Source organism: Bacillus cereus group sp. BfR-BA-01381, from assembly GCF_022663555.1.
GTDB lineage: Bacteria > Bacillota > Bacilli > Bacillales > Bacillaceae_G > Bacillus_A > Bacillus_A pacificus.
The window spans coordinates 22,889-42,338 of record NZ_JAKUFR010000014.1 but is presented as its reverse complement, the minus strand read 5'-3'; the positions used below and the strand labels follow the sequence as shown (position 1 = coordinate 42,338).

Here is a 19,450-nt window from a genome sequence, read left to right as displayed (position 1 = left end):
TTCTTTTATTATTTATACTTATAGAACTGTTTTTCCATACCATTCTTTTGCTTTTTCTACTTCACCCATCGTTAATTGATGTCCTCTATTTTCCCAATGCATTGTTACATTAGCGTTTGCATTTTCTAATAGTAGCTTCAATTCCTCTGACTCAGAAGATGAACAAATTGGATCATTTGTCCCAGCAGCAATAAACACGGATTTCCCAGCTAAATTAGGCAATTGTGTTCCTCTTCTAGGCACCATTGGGTGATGAAGCACAGCACCTTTTAACGCATTTTCGTAATGGAATAATAAGCTTGCCGCAATGTTTGCTCCATTTGAATACCCGATAGCTACAATGTTATTTCTATCAAATTCATATGCTTTTGCAGCTTCATCTAAAAACTCATTTAATTCCTTCGTACGGAAAATCAAATCTTCTTCATCAAAAATGCCTTCTGCCAATCTACGGAAGAAACGTGGCATGCCATTTTCTAATACATTTCCTCTAACACTTAATACAGATGCTTCCGGATCAACTATTTCTGCAAGTGGTAATAAATCTAATTCGTTTCCTCCTGTACCATGAAGTAATAACAACACTGGTTTTGACGTATCTTTTCCTTTTTGAAAAACATGTTTCATCATAATCCTTTTCCCCTTTCAATCACTTTAATCTAAATGTCTCACTTCAAACGGCAAAAGCGTTTGTTCAATCTGTTTTCTATGCTGTTCATATTGTTCCGGTAATTTTAATTCCTCACCCATCGTCTCTAACGATTCATCATGAGCGAAACCAGGAGGATCTGTTGCAATTTCAAATAAAATTTCACCATGTTCTCTAAAATAAATTGCGTTAAAATAATTACGATCTTGTACAGGAGTTACGTGGTATCCAAAACGGGACACATGCTCTTTCCAGTCTAGCTGATCAGCATCGTCACTCGCTCTCCAAGCAATATGATGCACTGTACCAACGCCCATTTGGCCACGACCGATTGTTGATAACCTCAAGTCGATAATATTTCCAATCTTAGCAGAAGAACGGAATCGAACAAATTCGCCTTCTTCTCCAATTTTCTCAAGACCCATAATATGTTCTAACAGTTCAGCAGTTTTTTGAGGCTGTGCCGATAATAGAACCGCACCACCAAATCCTTTAATTGCTACTTCTGGCGTAACTTCTCCAAAAGTCCAATTATTTAATTCACCCTCTTCTCTTTCTACTAATTCTATATGCAAACCATGTGGATCATCAAATTCTAAATACTGCTCTCCAAATCGAGTCATTTTTGTATATGAAACATCGAATTTTTCTAATCTATTCTCCCAAAACTCCATTGCACCTTTTGGTACAACATAAGAAGTGATCCCTACTTGACCGTCACCAATAACTCCTTGACGAGCACCTGCCCATGGGAAAAACGTAATAATTGTTCCAGGCTTTCCTCCTTCATTACCAAAATAAAGATGGTACGTACCCGGATCATCAAAATTTACTGTTTGTTTCACTAAACGTAAACCTAATACACCAGCATAAAAATCTACATTTTCTTGTGGATGTCCTACAATTGCTGTAATGTGATGTATCCCCATTGTTTTCTTTTCCATTTCGTCCACTCCTTTTTAATTCATTATAAAAATTGCTTTACATTAAAATTCATTATTCATTTTGTCCATACTAGAAAGTAAAATCCGTCATGATAATTTTATCTCGAATTCGAGATATTAATTATAAAATTACACATTAACGTTTAACTTATCGAAATTATCTCGATTTCAAGATAGTCTCCAAAAAACATTTACTCACTTTAATACCATAATCAGTGGGGGTTTTACTGCCCATTAAAGTGGGATAAAACGTGATTTAGAATATCATTTACCTCAAACTTAACACTTATTATAAGTTACTTACTTTTCTTTGTCAACAAATTACTTATTTCATTTAAAATGAAAAGGGAGCAAACGCTATTCACCGTTTACTCCCTTTTCAAATCATTTCGTTTCTTCTTCCAGCACTGCTTCCATCTCATTAAATTCAAGATGAATTGCTTTAACTGGTTCTTTCGTTACTAAACTTACAACAATCACAGCTAATAAGCTACAGAAGAATCCAGGTACCATTTCATACATAGTCGCTTTTAAACTTGGAATTTGTACCCAAGTAATTACAACTACTGCACCAACAATCATCCCAGCAAGAACGCCCCATTTGTTCGTTCTTTTCCAATATAAACTTAATAAAATGGCAGGTCCGAATGCTGAACCAAATCCTGCCCAAGCATAACCGACGAGTGTTAAAATTGTATCACTTGGATGATACGCTAAAACAACTGCGATCATAGCTACTACTAAAACTGACAGTCTACCGATAAATACAAGTTCTTTATCACTTGCGTTACGACGGAAAAATGTTTTATAGAAATCTTCCGTTACTGCACTTGAAATAACAAGTAATTGCGAGGAAATACTACTCATTATAGAAGCTAATATAGCTGACAATAAAAACCCGGTAATGTACGGATGGAATAAAATGTTTGAGAATGTTACAAAGACCATTTCTGGGTCTTGTAATGTCCCATTATTTTTAGCATAGTAGGCGATACCAACCAAGCCAGTAAGCATTGCACCTATAATGGAAATCGCCATCCAACCGATACCGATTCTACGAGAAGTTTTCAAATCTTTAATAGAGGTAATTGCCATAAAGCGGACAATAATATGTGGTTGACCAAAATACCCAAGACCCCATGCTAAAAAGGAAATAATACCAAGAATTGTGGTCCCTTTAAACATATCTAAATGCGATGCATCAACTTGCTTAATCGTATTGTATGTCTCTGTTATACCACCGACATCTGTAAAAGCAACAATTGGTACTAATACGAGAGCAATAAACATAATACACCCTTGCACAAAGTCGGTCCAACTTACTGCTAAAAAACCACCGAATAGTGTATAAGCAACTACGACACCGACAGTTACAAATAAACCAATTTTATAATCAAGGTTGAAAGAATTTTCAAACAAACGTCCACCTGATACTAAACCAGCCGACGCATAAAATGTGAAAAATACTAAAATGACGATAGCGGAGACAAAACGAAGTATTTTCGTACGATCTTTAAATCGATTCTCTAAAAAGTCTGGAATCGTAATTGAATCATTAGCCACTTCTGTATACGTTCGCAAACGCGGGGCAAGAATTAAATAGTTTGCATAAGCACCTATTAATAAACCTATCGCAATCCACACACTTGATAACCCTGTCGCATACATCGCACCAGGTAATCCCATTAGCATCCAACCACTCATGTCAGAAGCACCAGCTGATAAAGCTGTAACTGCTGGACCGAGTCCCCTTCCGCCTAACATATAATCTGATAAATCGGATGTCTTCTTATAAGACCAATAACCGATATACAACATACCTGCCATATAAATAGCAAGCGAAACCATAATCTCAATCTTCACCAAATCTCTCCCTTAGTTACATAAGCCATTCAAAATTTCGAAAAATGACTTTTTCTATTTTCTTGTTTTCGCTTATGGTTCCCTACCTTAACAAACATTTTTTGTTCTTTCAAGTGAACAGGTGTTTTTTACTGCATGTGAAAACCTTCATAAACGCCTTTATCCCAGCGGATTACCCGGGTTTCAAAATAAATTAAAGTAAAAATATTCAGAAAATAAAAAGACGTTTTTTCACACCTTATTTTCATTCGTTTATTAGTTGAATTTTAAAAGAAAAAAGCCATACAAATGTATGACTTTTAGTCTATTAAACATAGCTTATCTTCTATTTACTAGTAGGAAACAATTCTGAAAGAGGAACTATCCGCCCCACCTCATCTTTAAACACAATATGCTCTCTCGTTAAATGACGCGGGCTCTTTACCCCCGCTGCTGCCGCAAGTGAGAACAAACTATATCTCATACTAACAACATAATTCATTACGCGCCATTTCTTCTCATACGGATCTAACGCTTTTTGATAATGAGGATTCGTCGTCGCCACACCAGACGGACATTGCCCCGAATTACATTGGAGCGCCATAATACAGCCACTTGCCATCATAAACCCACGTGCTGAATTTATAGCATCTGCACCAATAGCTAAAGCAATTGCCACTTTATCTGGTGTAATTAATTTCCCCGAGGCAAACACTTTGAATTTGTCCCGAACGCCATAATGATTCGCTGTATCAATACATGTCAGTAACGCTGGAATAAGCGGCATCCCCATACTATCTGCCATCGATTTATACGTCGCACCTGATCCACCTTCTGAACCATCTATTGTAATGAAATCTGGATAGATGTTTAACTCTTTCATCGATTTGAATAAATCTTCCAACGGCTCCTGCTGTCCAATTACAATTTTCATACCGACAGGTTTACCGCCGTTTTCTTGCAACTGCTGAATAAAATAAAGTGTATCTGCTGCATTATTTAAAAATGAAAATCGATTCGGTGAATTAATCGTTTCTCCTTCTCGTACATTTCGAACAGAAGCAATTTTCTCATTTACTTTTTGTCCCTCTAGATGACCGCCACGTATTTTAGCCCCTTGCCCAAATTTCAATTCGAATGCTTTAATATTTCTTTCTTTTGCTTTCTCCATAAATTTCTCCATTGAAAACTTACCATCCTCATCACGGTAACCAAATAATCCTGGACCAATTTGCGCAACGATATTTGCACCTGTATGTAAATGTTCTGGTATTACACCACCTTCTCCCGTATTAATCCACGAACCGCCAGCCATCTTCGCGCCAAACCCACTCGCTAAAATATAATTTTCGCCAATCGCACCGTAAGAAGTTGCCGATGCTCCAAACATGCCATACAGTTTCCATGGATATTTACGATTTTCACCGACGATAACCGCATCATCTTCTTCATATAACCAAAGATTCGTTGTATCCGCTGTCAATTTTTCTCTTCGTGAAAATAACCCTTCTTTATGAATCACATACTTTTTTCCTTCACGTTCTTGCGCTACATTCACACTTAATTCTTCTGTTAATATCGGAAATAATGTATTAGCAATATAGTAACCAGATGTATCAAAATCTCGTTTTGATCCAAAGCCAAGTATTTCAGAACGGTACTTTGCTAAAAACATTACACTTTGAAAATCATAACGTGAAAAAGGCTTTCCATCCGTATCATGATCAAACCAATATTGTCTAAATTCCGGTCCTATCTTTTCAAGTAAATAACGCATCCTTCCTAAGTATGGATGTAGCTTTAATATAGAATGATGCGTCCGTTTTTTAATAAAAAATGTAATAATAAAAAAAATGATTAATAGTAGCATTAATAAGAGCAATATACTAATAATAACGAGTAGCGTTTCACTCATCCCGCTTCCTCCTATGAAAATCCATAATAAAAGGAGAACACTCGATGTGTTCTCCTTTTATCTTTATTCAAACTAATGTAGCAAGATGCTCTTTCGCATCATATTCAACTAAACTTTCAGCATTTTTAATTCGATGAACAAAATCTGGATTAGCAATTAAAGGTCTTCCAAATGCCGCTACATCAATTATTCCTTCTTGCAACGCTTCTTCAGCCTCTTTCGGATTTAAATTCCCTACTCCTACGATCGTACCATCCCAATATTTTCTTACTAATTGATGAAAATTCTTTCCGTCAGCAATAACTGCCGTATAATTCATCGTTGAAGGGTGAATCATCGTTAATCCAACTTCTTTGAACATATTTACAAACGTTTTAATTGCAAGCTCAGGGTTTTCCCACATATAAGTAGGATTATCACCTTTGAAAGCAGAGAAACGAAGAAGTGTTTTATTAGCTCCAACAGCTTCTATTACAGCCGCCGTTACTTCTTTCATAAACGTTAACCTCTCCTTTAAGTCTCCGCCGTATTTATCAGTACGCTTATTTGCAAACTCATAAGTAAATTGATCAATTAAATATCCATGTGCACCGTGAATTTCTACTCCATCAAACCCAGCTTCGATTGCATTCTTCGCAGCTTGTGCGTATTGACCGATCACTGCTTGTATTTCTTCTAACGTCATTGCTTCTGGCGTATCAAATGGTTTACGAAAACGGGGAACATTTCCCTCTGCAGCGATAGCAGACGGTGCTTGCGGCATTTGTCCACCAATTATCTCGTGATGACTCATACGGCCAACATGCCATATTTGAGCAATAATCGTTCCGCCTTCTTTATGTACTGCTTCTGTAACAGGCTTCCACGAGTCGATTTGTTCTTGTGTATAAATCCCTGGTACTCCCGGATTACCTTTTGCTCTTGGGCTAATGACGATTCCTTCTGTAATAATTAATCCAACTCCATCAGCTGCACGCTTTCTATAGTACTCAACTACATCAGTACCAACTACTCCCGTTTCATGATTTGCGAAACATCTCGTCATCGGTGCCATTGCTATGCGATTACGAAGAGACCAAGATCCAATTTGAATCGGATTAAACAACTTTGTTTCTTCAATATTTTCAAAAGATCCCCCAGCGTTTATATTTGTTCCTTCATAAATACTTGCTGCTTTATTATTTGAACTTGTCATTTTTCTTCCCCCTAAAAAATTCTTACTATAATCGCATCATACTTACTTTTAGATAGTAACGTCAATTTATACGCCTTTACCATCGAACATTCGAATATTAAAAAATAGAATGATACAAATAAAAAAAAGGTTTCCTAGGCAGGAAACCTTTTTGAATTGACCATATATGGCTAACAATTCGTTTATCTCTTTTATATAAAGAAAATAAACAATTATTATCTCTTCACATATAAAAAATTCCTTAGCAGCAGAAGTGAGAGTGGTTCAGTATTCTTCTAAAAATAATAACTTATAAACCTAAAACAATGAAAGCCCTACCTCTCTTTCATCCTTACGGCTCCTCGTCCGTGCCAGTGTGAATCAGGATTGCAAAAATCAAGTAACTATTCTATCGAAGTGTGTAATTAAACTTCGAAAATTCATAAAGAATTAAAAAATAAAAATGGAGTTGATTGTAGTAATAACAAAAGAGGTTAATGCTCTAAAAGTGGTTTGAAAGAGTTGAATGTCTTTGAAATGATTAATTTTCTATAATTATGTTCCCAAAAAATTCAAAACCTTTTTTGGGATCTAATACATTATTTGTAATGAATCTTAACAAAAGCTTTTTATTTGACTTTCTGTGATACCTTCAATTAATCCCAGTTCACTAATCAAAAATTCGTGTGCATTATCTAACATTTTCTTTTCGCTTGCATTAAGGGCTTTTTCTTTCTGCATACGTAATAAATCACGTACAACTTCAGCACCTTCTTGTATTTTACCCGTCTTTATTTTATCAGTGTTCAATTTATACCTTTGTTTCCACGTAAGTAATCTATCAGATTCTCCATGTTGAAAAACATCCAATATGTGTGCTATCGCCGTTATATCCGTGACTGGCCGTATATTTGAGCTCAATATTCTCCCTGCAGGAATCATTAATTCCATATTACTACCCGACATTTTTATAACATAATACTGTTGTTTTTCTCCTGCGATTTCCTTCTCTTCTATGGCCTTAATTATACCTGCTCCGTGCATTGGATAAACAATGTTATCGCCAATTTGAAACAAATAATCCACCTCCATATATGGTAACCTTCTCAATCTTATCACACAATTACTTTTTTAGCAAATTTTTTATTTTATCATAAAATTATTTTTCATGTCAATCCTTTCGAACTAAGAAAATAAATTCTTAAAACATCACTAAAAACCCGCAATCTTATTAACTTTTCCACCCATATATACATTCTAATTTCACCTTCTCTTTTTACATAAAAACACATTACTACATATAAGTAGTAATGTGTTTTTTATACGGAATCGTTAAACATTCCCTATTAATTTCACGCCTATATACTAACCTGCTTACGGACTGTCTCTCTCGCTAAAAGAAAACTCATAATCACTTGCGCAGCTACTCGGCTCGTCATATCTCTGAAATCAAGGGTTGGATCAATTTCTACAATATCCATCCCTTGAACGAGAGGTTCTTTGCCAAGAAATTCAATCGCATCTAGTAAAGTCGCGCTATCCATTCCGCCAGGACCAATCGCTGGACAACCTGGCGCAAATGCTTGATCTAGTACATCCATATCAAGAGAAATATAAATAGAAGTCACGCCTTGCTTTCTTAATACTTCAATACTTTCCGTCATAATATCTTTTATTTCTCGCTCTCGTACATCTTTCATTGTATACACTGTCACGCCATGTTCTTTTGCATATTCATGGTACGCTCGTGCATTTGAAAAATTACGAATACCTATTTGAACGAGTTGTTTTCCTGCAATGACACCATTTTCTAGTAAACTACGGAACGGTGTACCATTTGACGGACCACCATCTTCTAAATTGCGCAAATCATGATGGGCATCAAATTGAATAATACCGACCTTCCCTTTACTATTTGCAAATCCTGTTATACTCGGAAAACTAATCGAGTGATCCCCACCAAGAACGATTGGTATCATGTTCGGATTTACTTTCGTTACGTGACCAACTGTTTTCGCAATTCGGTTATGACTTTCTTTCATATCCGTCACATGCATCATAATATCGCCGCAATCATATAAGACACTTTCTTTCATATCATGTTCTTCTGTAATTGCGTACGTGCTATATGCATCTAACATCGCACGAATTGTTTTTGGAGCAAAACTTGCTCCTGAATGACTAATAGACGGTTTAGAAAGGGGCGCTCCAATTAAGGCCGCACCGAATATTTCCACGCCTTCCTCCCAATCTTTAATCATTTCACTCCATTTTGTCACTTCACGATCGATAAACTTGGCATTTTTCTTTAAATAGTGGCCGTGCTCCACGATTGTTCACCTCTTGTATATGCGATATTACCATTCTTCCATACTGTATTTACATGACTTACGCCGTAATGATACGGTACGTAAGCATAATTGTAAGCATCCCATAGCACTAGATCTGCCTTGCGACCTACTCTAATTTTCCCAGCTACATCGCCACGATTAATTGCGTAAGAAGAGTTAACTGTTACGGCATTCCAAACTTCTTCTGGTGTCATTTTCAACTTCAGCATTGCGATGCTCATAATAAGCTGAATGTTTTCCGTTGGACAGCTGCCCGGATTAAAGTCTGTAGCTAACGCAACTGCAACACCTTCATCAATCATTTTTCGGCCGCGTGCAAAGCTTTCTTTATTTAAATAGAAAGTTGTTCCTGGTAATAAAGTCGCTACTGTATTAGAGTTTGCAAGCATTTCAATTCCTTTATCAGAAGCACCAACTAAATGGTCCGCTGATGCTGCACCAATTTCAGCCGCTGCTTCTGCACCACCAAGAGGGTCGATTTCATCTGCATGAATTTTCACATCAAATCCAAGCTCTTTCGCTTTTAATAAAAACTCTTTTGACTCTTCAACAGAGAACACACCTGTTTCACAGAAAATATCAACGAATTCCGCTAATTGCTTCTCTTTCATTTCTGGTAATAAATCTAACATCCATTGTAAAAATTCTTTCGATCTACCTTTATACTCTTTTGGAACTGCATGAGCACCTAAAAATGTGGAAACTAAATCAATTGGATGCTCTTTTTGTAATTGTGCCGTTGCCTCTAATTGCTTCCATTCCGTCTCATCATCTAATCCGTAACCACTCTTCGCTTCTACAGTTGTAACTCCGAAAGATAGCATCCGGTCTAAATGGAATTTCGCCTTTTGAACAAGCTCTTCTTTCGACGATTGTTTCGTTGCATTTACAGTTGAAAGAATACCTCCGCCTTGTTCTAAAATTTCTAAGTATGGAACTCCTTGTAATTTTAGCGCGATTTCATTTTCACGAGATCCACCAAATACAAGGTGGGTATGCGGATCAACAAGGCCAGGAGAAACCATTTTCCCGCCACAATCAATAACTTCTTTCGCCTGAAGTCCTTTTGCTTCTTCCGCTGTTCCAACGAAAGTGATTACACTATTTTCAATTCCAACCGCACCGTTTTCGATAACAGGAAGCGTGTTCATTGCTTCCCGTCTTAACAAGCCATCTTCTTGATCCATTGTTAGTAATTGACCGATATTTATTAGTAAAGTGTCCAGCATGTTTTTCTCCTCCTTATTTCATCATTGGAATGTTAACGCCTTTTTCTTTCGCAGTTTCCACAGCTAAGTCATACCCTGCATCCACGTGACGAACAACACCCATACCAGGGTCAGAAGTTAATACGCGCTCAATACGTTTTGCTGCTGCTTCTGTTCCATCTGCAACGATAACCATTCCAGCGTGAAGTGAATAACCCATACCAACGCCGCCACCGTGGTGAACAGATACCCAGCTTGCACCGTTTACACTGTTAATTAATGCATTCAAAATTGGCCAGTCAGCTACTGCATCACTACCATCTTTCATCGCTTCTGTTTCACGGTTTGGAGATGCTACTGAGCCGCAATCTAAATGGTCACGACCGATAACGATTGGTGCTGATAATTCACCATTTGCAACCATTTCATTAATGATGCGACCAAATTTCGCGCGCTCACCGTAACCAAGCCAACAAATACGTGACGGAAGACCTTGGAACTCAACTTGCTGACGAGCCATACGGATCCAGTTACATAAATGCTCATTATCAGCAAACTCACGTAAAATTACTTCGTCTGTTTTATAAATATCTTCTGGGTCACCAGAAAGTGCTACCCAGCGGAATGGTCCTTTTCCTTCGCAGAATAATGGACGGATAAATGCTGGAACGAATCCTGGGAAATCGAATGCATTTTTCAAACCTTCATCAAAAGCAACTTGGCGAATGTTATTTCCGTAATCAAATGTAATTGCGCCTTTTGCTTGCATAGCAAGCATGGCTTCTACATGTTTTGTCATGCTTTCTTTTGATAATTGTACGTAGCGCTCCGAATCTTCTTCACGAAGTTTTGCTGCTGCTTCTAACGTGTAACCTACTGGAATATAACCGTTTAATGGATCATGAGCAGATGTTTGATCTGTAACTAAATCTGGCGTAATATTACGCTTCACTAGCTCTGGTAAAATCTCTGCCGCATTTCCTAATAAACCAATTGAAATCGGTTCTTTCTTCTCTTTATACTCGTTCGCAACCGTTAATGCTTCTTCTAATGATTCTGTATACATATCACAGTATCTCTTTTCAATACGACGATCGATACTGCGCTTATCAACATCAATAGCGATAACAACACCGCCATTCATCGTTACAGCAAGAGGTTGTGCACCGCCCATACCACCTAAACCAGCAGTAAGTGTTAATGTACCTTTTAATGAACCACCGAAATGTTGACGTGCGGCTTCACCAAACGTTTCATATGTTCCTTGTAAAATACCTTGTGTTCCAATGTAAATCCAGCTACCTGCTGTCATTTGTCCATACATCATAAGACCTTTTTTCTCTAGTTCACGGAAGTGATCCCAGTTCGCCCACTTCGGTACTAAGTTTGAGTTCGCTAAAAGAACGCGAGGTGCATCTTCATGTGATTTAAAGATTGCAACTGGTTTTCCTGATTGAACAAGTAATGTTTCATCGCTTTCTAACGTTTTTAATGAATCTACAATTGCATTGTAGCTTTCCCAGTTACGAGCTGCACGGCCGATTCCACCATATACAACTAATTCTTCTGGCTTTTCAGCAACTTCCGGATCTAAATTGTTCATTAACATACGAAGTGCAGCTTCTTGCACCCACCCTTTCGTTTGTAACTCCGTACCTCTTGGCGCGCGAATTGTTTGTTTAACTTTTTCCATTTCAATCTCTCCCTTTTCTCATTTTATAGTGCTGCGTTTACATCTAATCTTTCTTTAATCGAATAATTCGTTTTTAACCAATGCGCAATATTTTCAATATCCGTTGAGAATATACGGTCATTTGTAATAGAAGGCACTTGCTGACGACCTTGATGATAGAAACTTTTCGTCACTGTACTCATGTTTTCAATACCGCGATATTCTGCAGCTTGCATCGCACAAATCATCTCAATTGAAAGAACACGTCTTACGTTTTGAATAATTTGATGTGCATGGCGTGAAGCGATTGTTCCCATACTTACGTGATCTTCTTGGTTAGCTGATGACGGGATTGAATCAACACTCGCCGGATGTGCTAACGTTTTATTTTCAGAAACTAGTGACGCTGCAGCATATTGCATAATCATTGCACCAGACTGAAGTCCTGGTTCTGGACTTAAAAATGGTGGTAAATCGTTTAATTGCGGATTCACTAAACGCTCAATACGACGCTCTGAAATATTTGCAAGTTCTGCCATTCCTACTTTTAAGAAGTCCATCGCAAATGCAATTGGTTGACCGTGGAAATTACCACCTGAAATTACTTTTTCCCCACCATCAAAGATTAGCGGATTATCCGTTGCTGCATTCATTTCAATTTCTAATTTTTCTTTCACATAATTTAAAACTTGCCAAGAAGCACCGTGTACTTGCGGAATACAGCGAAGTGAATATGCATCCTGCACACGTAGTTCTCCTTGTTTTGTTGTTAATTTACTATCATGAAGGATGTCACGAATTCTGCTCGCTACTTCCACTTGCTCTTTATAACCACGTGCTTTATGAACATTTTCATCAAATGCATCAATAATGCCTTGTAAACCTTCAATTGTCATAGATGCAATTAATTCAGCTTGATAAGCCGTTGCTTCTGCTTCTATATAAGAAAGAACTCCTTGCGCTGTCATCGCCTGCGTACCATTAATTAACGCTAGACCTTCTTTCGCTTCAAGTTCAATTGGCTCAAGACCTTCTTCTGTAAGAGCGACCATTGCATGAACGCGTTTTCCTTTATAGAACACTTCACCTTCGCCTAATAATACGAGCGCAAGATGAGATAAAGGTGCTAAATCGCCACTCGCACCAAGTGATCCTTGTTGCGGAACAACTGGGTGAATTTTACGATTTACAAACTCAAGAAGCATATTTACAACGAGCGGTCTAACACCAGATACTCCTTTAAGCATCGTGTTTGCTCGTAAAATTAACATACCGCGTGATACTTCTTCAGGGAATGGCTCGCCTATCCCACATGCATGTGACTGAATTAAATTATGTTGAAGTGCCTTTACATCATCTTTTTGAATTAGCACATCACTAAACTTTCCAAATCCAGTTGTAATACCGTAAACGACTTTTCCGTCCTCTACAATTTTCTCAACTACTTCGCGGCACTCCGCCACCTTTTGCATACTAGTTGGACAAGCTGTTACACCTTCTCCTTCAAGTAACAACCTCTTCATTTCTTCAATTGTCAATGTGTGTCCTGTTAACGTAATCATTGTTTTTCCTCCTTAAAAAGGCAAAAGGGGACCTTATCTTTTTAAGACAGACTTCTGTCCTAAAAAAGTAAGGCCCCCTTCTAACTAATAGACTATGGGCAAATCATATGTGATTAATTCCTAAACCAATCGCCTCATGCTCAGATCCTTTTACAGGTGCACCAATCGTTCCATATAATGCAACAGCAACCCATTCGCCCTCTTTTTTTCCGTCGTATGGTGTACCGCGCACAATCGCAAAGCGAAGTCCTACTGTACGAAGAACGTCTGCTAACTGAATTTGACCTCTCGTCACTCCGTACAAAGCTTCCATAATTGCGTGATAAAGTGCATGTGTTTCTCTGTAAACGTCTGTTTCAATAACTTGGTTGCTCTTAGCCGCTGTTTCCATTGCTGCGACAACCTTTTGCGAATTCATCGAACCCACTTTCCCCGTACAATACTTCCAACCTTTTGGGATAGATAATACAGGGCTTTCATTCTCATCCGCAAGTGCCAACAGCATGGCCATACGACCAATTCGATGTGTTCCTTGAAGAAGCATGTGACTCTCTCATTTCTTTTAATTATTTGAATATTTCTTAATTTAAGAATATATGAAAACGGTTAAATCGTCAATAGTTTAAACTCACATTCAAACAAATTTTTCAGGCGTGTTATAGTCTCACTAACCGATACAAAGGGGAGAGATTTCAGTGACAAAGCGAAAAGATATTCATTTTCGAATTGAAGAAAAATTACTTGAAAGGTTTGAAGCTGCACTCCATTACGAAGGCTTAAAGAAAACCGACGTATTAACGCACGCAATTCAGCAATTTTGCACGAAGGTGGAATGTGAAAAAATGAATGATGTAAAACGCCAATACAACGTAAGCAACCATTTACAAACTCGTATCGATACGCATAAACATTATGAAGAAAAACATGTGAATTTAGATAAAGTCGTCATGGATCATTTACAACTTCAAGGAGACGAGAAAATATTAGAGGTTGGATGCGCTAACGGAAAATTTCTTTCCTTTTTGCAAGCGAATGGCCATAAAGGTCAATTAACAGGTTTTGATCAATCAGAAGCCATGCTCTCTGAAGCCACTAAAACGAATACTTTAATTGAATGGAGACTAGGTGACGCTGAAAAACTTCCTTTTGAAGCCAATTGCTACGACTGGATCGTCGCAAGACATATGTTATATCACATGAAAGATGTTGAAAAAACCATCCAAGGGTTCCATAAAGTAATACGTCCTGGCGGCTCACTTTTAGCTACAACAAATTCTGACGTTACATTACCTCGTATAGTTGAAATGTGTAACCGCATGTTAGACGCATTTGATTTACCGAAAACAACATCTTCAGTCACGCCATTTTGTTTGGAAAATGGTAAAGAGATATTACAGTCTGTTTTCCCAACTGTTGAAGAAGCAGTTATTCATAATGCTCTCGTTTTTCATCATGCTACTCCAATTGTAAACTATATTTCTAGCATGTTTCCGTCGCTAAATATACCTGATAATACACTTCTTCATGAGGAAATGAAGGAATGGCTAAAAGAAGAAGTAAAAAATGAACTATCTCTTCACAACGGTATATGGCGCGATCCAAAAACGTTAGCCATTTATCGATGTCAAAAAGAAAAAAGCTAGCATTCGCTAGCTTTTACATATTTTTAAGTAAAAGCTCCTCCATCATCACATTCCCCTTACCGCTGTAAAAATTTATATTATGTTCGTTTGTTACCCCAAAATAAGAGGCAATCGCTATTCCAAATAGCACAAATGCATGCCCCTGTGCTGTAATAATATTTGAATGTTGCACAACTTCTTTATACACAAAATTTTCTACTGGAAAACAATCTAATTTTCTATAATCCATAGTTACTGTATACGAGTTTTCTTTGAATAAGCCTGCTTTTGCTAGCACATACGGTCCAGCACAAATAGCAGCTACTAATTTTTCTTGTTCGTGAAATTGACGGATGACTGCAAAGAGTCCTGCCGCATCCTTCATATGTATCGCATCTCCGCCTGGAATAATAATTCCCTCATATTCTTCTACACGCACTTCTCTTAATTCTATATGTGGTTGCACTTGCAAACCCGTTTCACTTATAATCAATTCTTTTGTTAAACCTGCTGTAATGATTTCATATTTGTTTTTCAGCAATGCCGTTGCTACTGTTATTTCAAACTCTGCAAATGTTGGGTATACAAATAAAAGTATTTTTTTCATAGCCCTCTCTCCTTTAACCATTCCATAAAATATACCTCTAATTTTTCTGCTGTTAATCTATTCGTGTCCACATTAGTTACAGGAAATTGTTTATACCAGTCTTTTTCAGTTTCTACTAATTTAAATTGCTCCTCAAATGTACTTCGCTTTCTTGTTCTATCGTTATTTTTTCTATCATATACATTCTTTTTCGTCACATCTAAATAAAAAATATCATCCGAACGGCATTCTCTTAATTTATATAATTCATCTTTCAATTCAGTTTCTATATCCCATTCTTTCCCTATAATCATTGGATAAAAAAGTGTATAAAATTCAATATCTTCAGGTCCACGATCAAAAATAACGACTGAACCCTTCGCATTTTGAAACTCCTTTATTTTAGCTTCTATAAACATTTTTTGATTTACTATAAACCCTTCTTTTGAATTCATATCCAAATTTAATTGTTTTCGCTTTTCTACAATTGGATAAGGATTTTCATATATAACTGAAAGCCCATATCGTTCTAATCTTTTAGCCAATGTTGTTTTTCCACTTGCCATCGGTCCTTGGAGTGAAATTACATATGCCATCCCTCTCATTCCCTTGCACTTTAGTACATTTATAATATACAGAATTTTTAAAACCATCAACAAAATATATATCATCTTGTTTCTTATTCTTATGTAACTTATAATAAAAAATAGAGATTATAACGGACGCATAAATAATGTAAGCTTGGAAATCCAAGCTTACATTATTTTTTGCTTTCCCTTTTCTAATAAAAAGAGTATACTAGTTTAGAACGTATGTTCTTAATGATTACATACAGTAAGGAGATAAGACAATGGTATACGATACAAAAGCAATTTCTTGGAATGAGTCTTTAAAACAACTTCAACGCCGCTATACAAACAAACAAGTTGACCGAAAAGAATTTGAGGATATTGAACTGATGGAATTCTTCCGCGATAACGACTACATTTCTTTACCTACACATATAAGCGGCCTATCAACAGCACGTTTTACTTCTTACTCTATTTTCACAACTGAAGATAAAGATCGTAAAGTTGGCACATTAATCATTGAATATGTAGAAGATGATAATAATAATTTATGTGTGGAACAACTATACTTTGTTTAAATGATAACGCTTGGTCAAAATGACCAAGCGTTCTTGCTTTCTATGAATCTCACTGTTTATAATATGAATAATAGAAAACCGCAATCATTAAGGGGGGATATATTTGCTCGAAGGATGGTTCAGTTGGTTTATTGTGCTATGGACTGTTATTTTATTAGGGCTTATGTCTATCGGTGGATATTTTATGTTCAGAAAATTCCTGAAACGATTACCAAAAGAAGATGGTATGTCCATTTTAGATTGGGAAGAGCACTATATTAATAAAACTAGACATTTGTGGGATGACGAACAAAAACAATTGTTAGAAGAGCTCGTAAGTCCTGTTCCCGAACTATTTCGCGATGTTGCTAAATCAAAAATTGCTGGCAAAATCGGAGAACTTGCATTACAAGAAAAAGCCTCTCAAATTACACAAGATTTAATTATTAAAGGATATATTATCGCTACACCAAAACGCGACCATAAATTTTTAGTGAAAAAACTACAAGAAAAAGAGATTGATTATTCTAACTATCAATCATTACTAACAAAATACCTCTCATAAAAAAGATTGCTAACTTATAGCAATCTTTTTTAACTTACAGTTACTGATTTTACCGCTGTTAATCTAGCTTCTGCTAAGTCTATTTGTAATCCAACCGCACTTGTATAAATCGTATCGCCTGTGCCTGTAATGTTTATTTGCGTAGATGTCGTATTCGGTGCAATAGAACCTGTTGCATTTACATTTGTAATATCAAATTCAGCTCTTGCATTTGCATTTGTAGTTGTTCCTGAAAAATTCCGATCCGCAAAACTACCAATTGTATTTAAATTTCCGTTAATATCATTCACTTGCCCTCTAAAAAAATTCCCTGATGGATTATTCGGTCCCGTTAATGTCACAGAATTCAACTGAAAATTATCACCCGTAAAGTTCGGATCACCATTTACTGCCATTACAAAGGCTCGCGCTGTCACTGTTCCTGTGGCTGGCGTAAAAAATCCTGAAACGGTTTGTGGTGTACCTGATAATAAAAAACCCGGAAATAAGCTTACATTTCTCATTGGATAGGAGGAATCACGATAAACTACAATTAAAGACCATCCAGCACCATAACCAACTGGCTGACGCGTAGGTAATCTCGTTACACTATATCTTCCTGCCGCTCGATTCGGTAAACCTTGTAGTAAAGACGTGACGTCTGCTGCTCGGTTATAAACATTTGCTATAAAAGGGAGATTTGTCCCTTCTGATGACCATGCTGAATTAATTGTCACTTGTGTACTCGTTCCATCAGGCGTAACTAAATTTGGAGGATTCGCATCAACAACAGCGGTTGTAACAGCCGTATCCAATCCACCTGACCAAACAAGTAACGCAAAATCTACAACCGCCGTAGCTGGAACGATAGTAGTCGATGGATTTAATTCAGCCCATGAGCCATCTAATGTCCAATCATTTGTTGTACCTCCAAATGTATTCGGATCTGTCGATGAAGGAACTCCTCCAAAAGTAGAATCTGTATTTAATGTTATAAGTGCATTGTAAGCAAAGTTTGTATTTGCAGTACCGCGCATTCCCATCGTATTACCCGTATGCATCATAAATAAGTTATCATTTTTACCGTAAGCTTGAACGAAAGCCAAAAGAATTCCTCCCTATTAATTTACGAGAATTTTTCTATCAATTTAACTTACAGTTACTGATTTTGTAGCAGTTAGACGTGCCTCTCCTAAATCTATTTGCAAACCTACAGCACCAGCATAAAGATAGTCAAATGTATTTGGGATATTCACTGTCGTAGAAGTTGATCCAGCTGTTAACACCCCATTTGCAGGTACATTTGTCACATCAAATTCTGCACGCCGATTAGTCGCAGAAGTACCAATGGGCATATTTCTATCCCCAAAACTTCCGACTGTATTTAAATTCCCCAAATAATTATTTACTTGTGAAGCAAAAAAGTTGTTTATTAAATTATTAGGTCCTGAAAGTCCCGTACCATTTAAGTTAAATCTATCACCTGTCGCATCTGTATCACCATTTATCGCCATTGTAAATACACGAGCATTAACTGGTGCTACAGCAGGAGTGATAAAATTTGAAATCGTCGCCGTCTCACCCAATGTAGAAATGAGTAACCCAGTATATAAACTAACATTCCTAACAGGATATGAATTATCACGATACACAACAACTAGTGCCCACCCTACTCCCGTTCCTTGCAAAGGTGGATTTGCCGTTGGAACACGTTCTACAAAATAATCACCTACAGCACGATTAGGAAGTCCTTGAAGAATACTCGTCACATTAGCTACACGTGTATAAATCGTACCTTGAAATGTCCCACTCGACCTTGTTTCTCCCCACGCAGGCGTACTTGTAATAGTGTGAGTCACATCATCCGGAGTTCTGAATGTTGGAGTATTCGCATTTACTACCGCTTCTGTAACAGTACCTCCCAATGTTCCTTGCCAAACTAACATCGCAAAATCTACAGTTGCTGTTGCTGGTACGTCTGTTAGTGAAGGATTTAACCTTGCCCAGGAACCATTTAATGTCCAATCATTCGTCGTTCCTGCAAAGGTATTCGCATCTGTGGAAGACGGCACCCCAGCAAAACTCAAATTTGTATTTGTGGAAATTAATGCGTTATATTGATATGCAGTAGCTGTCGTAATACCGCGCATCCCTAACGTATTTCCTGTATGCACCATAAATAGCGAATCTGTTTTTGTATATGTTTGTACAAAGGCCAACAGCCTCACTTCCTTTCTATTAAAAGTAATATTTTC

At 37.2% G+C, this 19,450-nt stretch carries 18 protein-coding genes; 3 read left to right on the top strand and 15 right to left on the bottom strand.

Annotated elements, in window-relative coordinates; genetic code table 11:
* Window positions 1-18: 18 nt before the first annotated feature.
* The 11 genes from MR079_RS07265 to hutP all read right to left on the bottom strand — a co-directional run bounded on the left by MR079_RS07265 (window position 19) and on the right by hutP (window position 13,861).
* On the bottom strand, window positions 19-630 hold the full coding sequence (locus tag MR079_RS07265) for an alpha/beta hydrolase (protein WP_139866344.1): 612 nt from the start codon (window positions 628-630) through the stop codon (window positions 19-21).
* Window positions 631-654: 24 nt separating this feature from the next.
* Window positions 655-1,593 (bottom strand): ring-cleaving dioxygenase, encoded by a 939-nt coding sequence (locus tag MR079_RS07260; RefSeq protein WP_242268605.1) that lies wholly within the window; start codon window positions 1,591-1,593, stop codon window positions 655-657.
* A gap of 384 nt (window positions 1,594-1,977) precedes the next feature.
* Window positions 1,978-3,456, bottom strand: a complete 1,479-nt coding sequence (gene putP, locus MR079_RS07255; protein WP_242293769.1) for a sodium/proline symporter PutP — start codon at window positions 3,454-3,456, stop codon at window positions 1,978-1,980.
* 325 nt (window positions 3,457-3,781) lie between these two features.
* Window positions 3,782-5,350, bottom strand: a complete 1,569-nt coding sequence (locus MR079_RS07250) for an FMN-binding glutamate synthase family protein (RefSeq protein WP_000005191.1) — start codon at window positions 5,348-5,350, stop codon at window positions 3,782-3,784.
* A gap of 67 nt (window positions 5,351-5,417) precedes the next feature.
* Window positions 5,418-6,545, bottom strand: a complete 1,128-nt coding sequence (locus MR079_RS07245) for an alkene reductase (RefSeq protein ID WP_242293768.1) — start codon at window positions 6,543-6,545, stop codon at window positions 5,418-5,420.
* Window positions 6,546-7,139: 594 nt separating this feature from the next.
* Window positions 7,140-7,601, bottom strand: a complete 462-nt coding sequence (locus MR079_RS07240; RefSeq protein ID WP_205689052.1) for a CarD family transcriptional regulator — start codon at window positions 7,599-7,601, stop codon at window positions 7,140-7,142.
* Between the two features lie 281 nt (window positions 7,602-7,882).
* The gene (gene hutG / locus MR079_RS07235; protein ID WP_242293767.1) at window positions 7,883-8,854 is read right to left on the bottom strand and encodes a formimidoylglutamase; all 972 of its coding nucleotides are present in this window, start codon (window positions 8,852-8,854) and stop codon (window positions 7,883-7,885) included.
* Window positions 8,833-10,104: an imidazolonepropionase gene (hutI, locus tag MR079_RS07230; protein WP_139866350.1), complete on the bottom strand. Its 1,272-nt coding sequence runs from the start codon at window positions 10,102-10,104 to the stop codon at window positions 8,833-8,835. The genes hutG and hutI overlap by 22 nt, the downstream gene beginning before the upstream one ends.
* Before the next feature lie 13 nt (window positions 10,105-10,117).
* A complete protein-coding gene (gene hutU / locus MR079_RS07225) occupies window positions 10,118-11,776 on the bottom strand; it encodes a urocanate hydratase (protein WP_139866351.1) in 1,659 nt (552 codons plus the stop codon).
* A 23-nt stretch (window positions 11,777-11,799) separates the two neighbouring features.
* Window positions 11,800-13,317, bottom strand: coding sequence for a histidine ammonia-lyase (gene hutH, locus MR079_RS07220; protein ID WP_000631849.1), 1,518 nt, complete (start codon window positions 13,315-13,317; stop codon window positions 11,800-11,802).
* A 103-nt stretch (window positions 13,318-13,420) separates the two neighbouring features.
* Window positions 13,421-13,861, bottom strand: coding sequence for a hut operon transcriptional regulator HutP (gene hutP / locus MR079_RS07215; protein WP_000926516.1), 441 nt, complete (start codon window positions 13,859-13,861; stop codon window positions 13,421-13,423).
* Window positions 13,862-14,012: 151 nt separating this feature from the next.
* Here hutP and MR079_RS07210 point away from each other — a divergent pair, with 151 nt between their 5' ends.
* Window positions 14,013-14,960 carry a class I SAM-dependent methyltransferase gene (locus tag MR079_RS07210; protein ID WP_242293766.1) on the top strand — a complete coding sequence of 316 codons (948 nt, stop codon included), beginning with the start codon at window positions 14,013-14,015 and terminating at the stop codon, window positions 14,958-14,960.
* Between the two features lie 13 nt (window positions 14,961-14,973).
* On the opposite strand, the gene MR079_RS07205 is transcribed toward MR079_RS07210, so the two are convergent.
* Entirely contained in the window at window positions 14,974-15,546 is a 573-nt protein-coding gene (locus MR079_RS07205) for a DJ-1/PfpI family protein (RefSeq protein WP_139866354.1), read from the bottom strand.
* Window positions 15,543-16,130 (bottom strand): AAA family ATPase, encoded by a 588-nt coding sequence (locus tag MR079_RS07200; protein WP_205689049.1) that lies wholly within the window; start codon window positions 16,128-16,130, stop codon window positions 15,543-15,545. The genes MR079_RS07205 and MR079_RS07200 overlap by 4 nt, the downstream gene beginning before the upstream one ends.
* Before the next feature lie 245 nt (window positions 16,131-16,375).
* Here MR079_RS07200 and MR079_RS07195 point away from each other — a divergent pair, with 245 nt between their 5' ends.
* Window positions 16,376-16,672 (top strand): hypothetical protein, encoded by a 297-nt coding sequence (locus MR079_RS07195; RefSeq protein WP_000262403.1) that lies wholly within the window; start codon window positions 16,376-16,378, stop codon window positions 16,670-16,672.
* Window positions 16,673-16,775: 103 nt separating this feature from the next.
* A complete protein-coding gene (locus MR079_RS07190; RefSeq protein ID WP_044793439.1) occupies window positions 16,776-17,216 on the top strand; it encodes a DUF2621 domain-containing protein in 441 nt (146 codons plus the stop codon).
* A gap of 29 nt (window positions 17,217-17,245) precedes the next feature.
* On the opposite strand, the gene MR079_RS07185 is transcribed toward MR079_RS07190, so the two are convergent.
* A complete protein-coding gene (locus MR079_RS07185) occupies window positions 17,246-18,301 on the bottom strand; it encodes a hypothetical protein (RefSeq protein WP_242293765.1) in 1,056 nt (351 codons plus the stop codon).
* A 42-nt stretch (window positions 18,302-18,343) separates the two neighbouring features.
* A complete protein-coding gene (locus MR079_RS07180; RefSeq protein WP_242293764.1) occupies window positions 18,344-19,414 on the bottom strand; it encodes a hypothetical protein in 1,071 nt (356 codons plus the stop codon).
* Window positions 19,415-19,450 lie beyond the last annotated feature (36 nt).

Bases quoted from the DNA above. Each gene is read 5' to 3' on its own strand.
- MR079_RS07265 (WP_139866344.1), bottom strand. From the start codon at position 630: ATGATGAAACATGTTTTTCAAAAAGGAAAAGATACGTCAAAACCAGTG.
- MR079_RS07260 (WP_242268605.1), bottom strand. From the start codon at position 1,593: ATGGAAAAGAAAACAATGGGGATACATCACATTACAGCAATTGTAGGA.
- MR079_RS07250 (WP_000005191.1), bottom strand. From the start codon at position 5,350: ATGAGTGAAACGCTACTCGTTATTATTAGTATATTGCTCTTATTAATG.
- MR079_RS07245 (WP_242293768.1), bottom strand. From the start codon at position 6,545: ATGACAAGTTCAAATAATAAAGCAGCAAGTATTTATGAAGGAACAAAT.
- hutI (WP_139866350.1), bottom strand. From the start codon at position 10,104: ATGCTGGACACTTTACTAATAAATATCGGTCAATTACTAACAATGGAT.
- hutU (WP_139866351.1), bottom strand. From the start codon at position 11,776: ATGGAAAAAGTTAAACAAACAATTCGCGCGCCAAGAGGTACGGAGTTA.
- hutH (WP_000631849.1), bottom strand. From the start codon at position 13,317: ATGATTACGTTAACAGGACACACATTGACAATTGAAGAAATGAAGAGG.
- hutP (WP_000926516.1), bottom strand. From the start codon at position 13,861: ATGCTTCTTCAAGGAACACATCGAATTGGTCGTATGGCCATGCTGTTG.
- MR079_RS07205 (WP_139866354.1), bottom strand. From the start codon at position 15,546: ATGAAAAAAATACTTTTATTTGTATACCCAACATTTGCAGAGTTTGAA.
- MR079_RS07200 (WP_205689049.1), bottom strand. From the start codon at position 16,130: ATGAGAGGGATGGCATATGTAATTTCACTCCAAGGACCGATGGCAAGT.
- MR079_RS07195 (WP_000262403.1), top strand. From the start codon at position 16,376: ATGGTATACGATACAAAAGCAATTTCTTGGAATGAGTCTTTAAAACAA.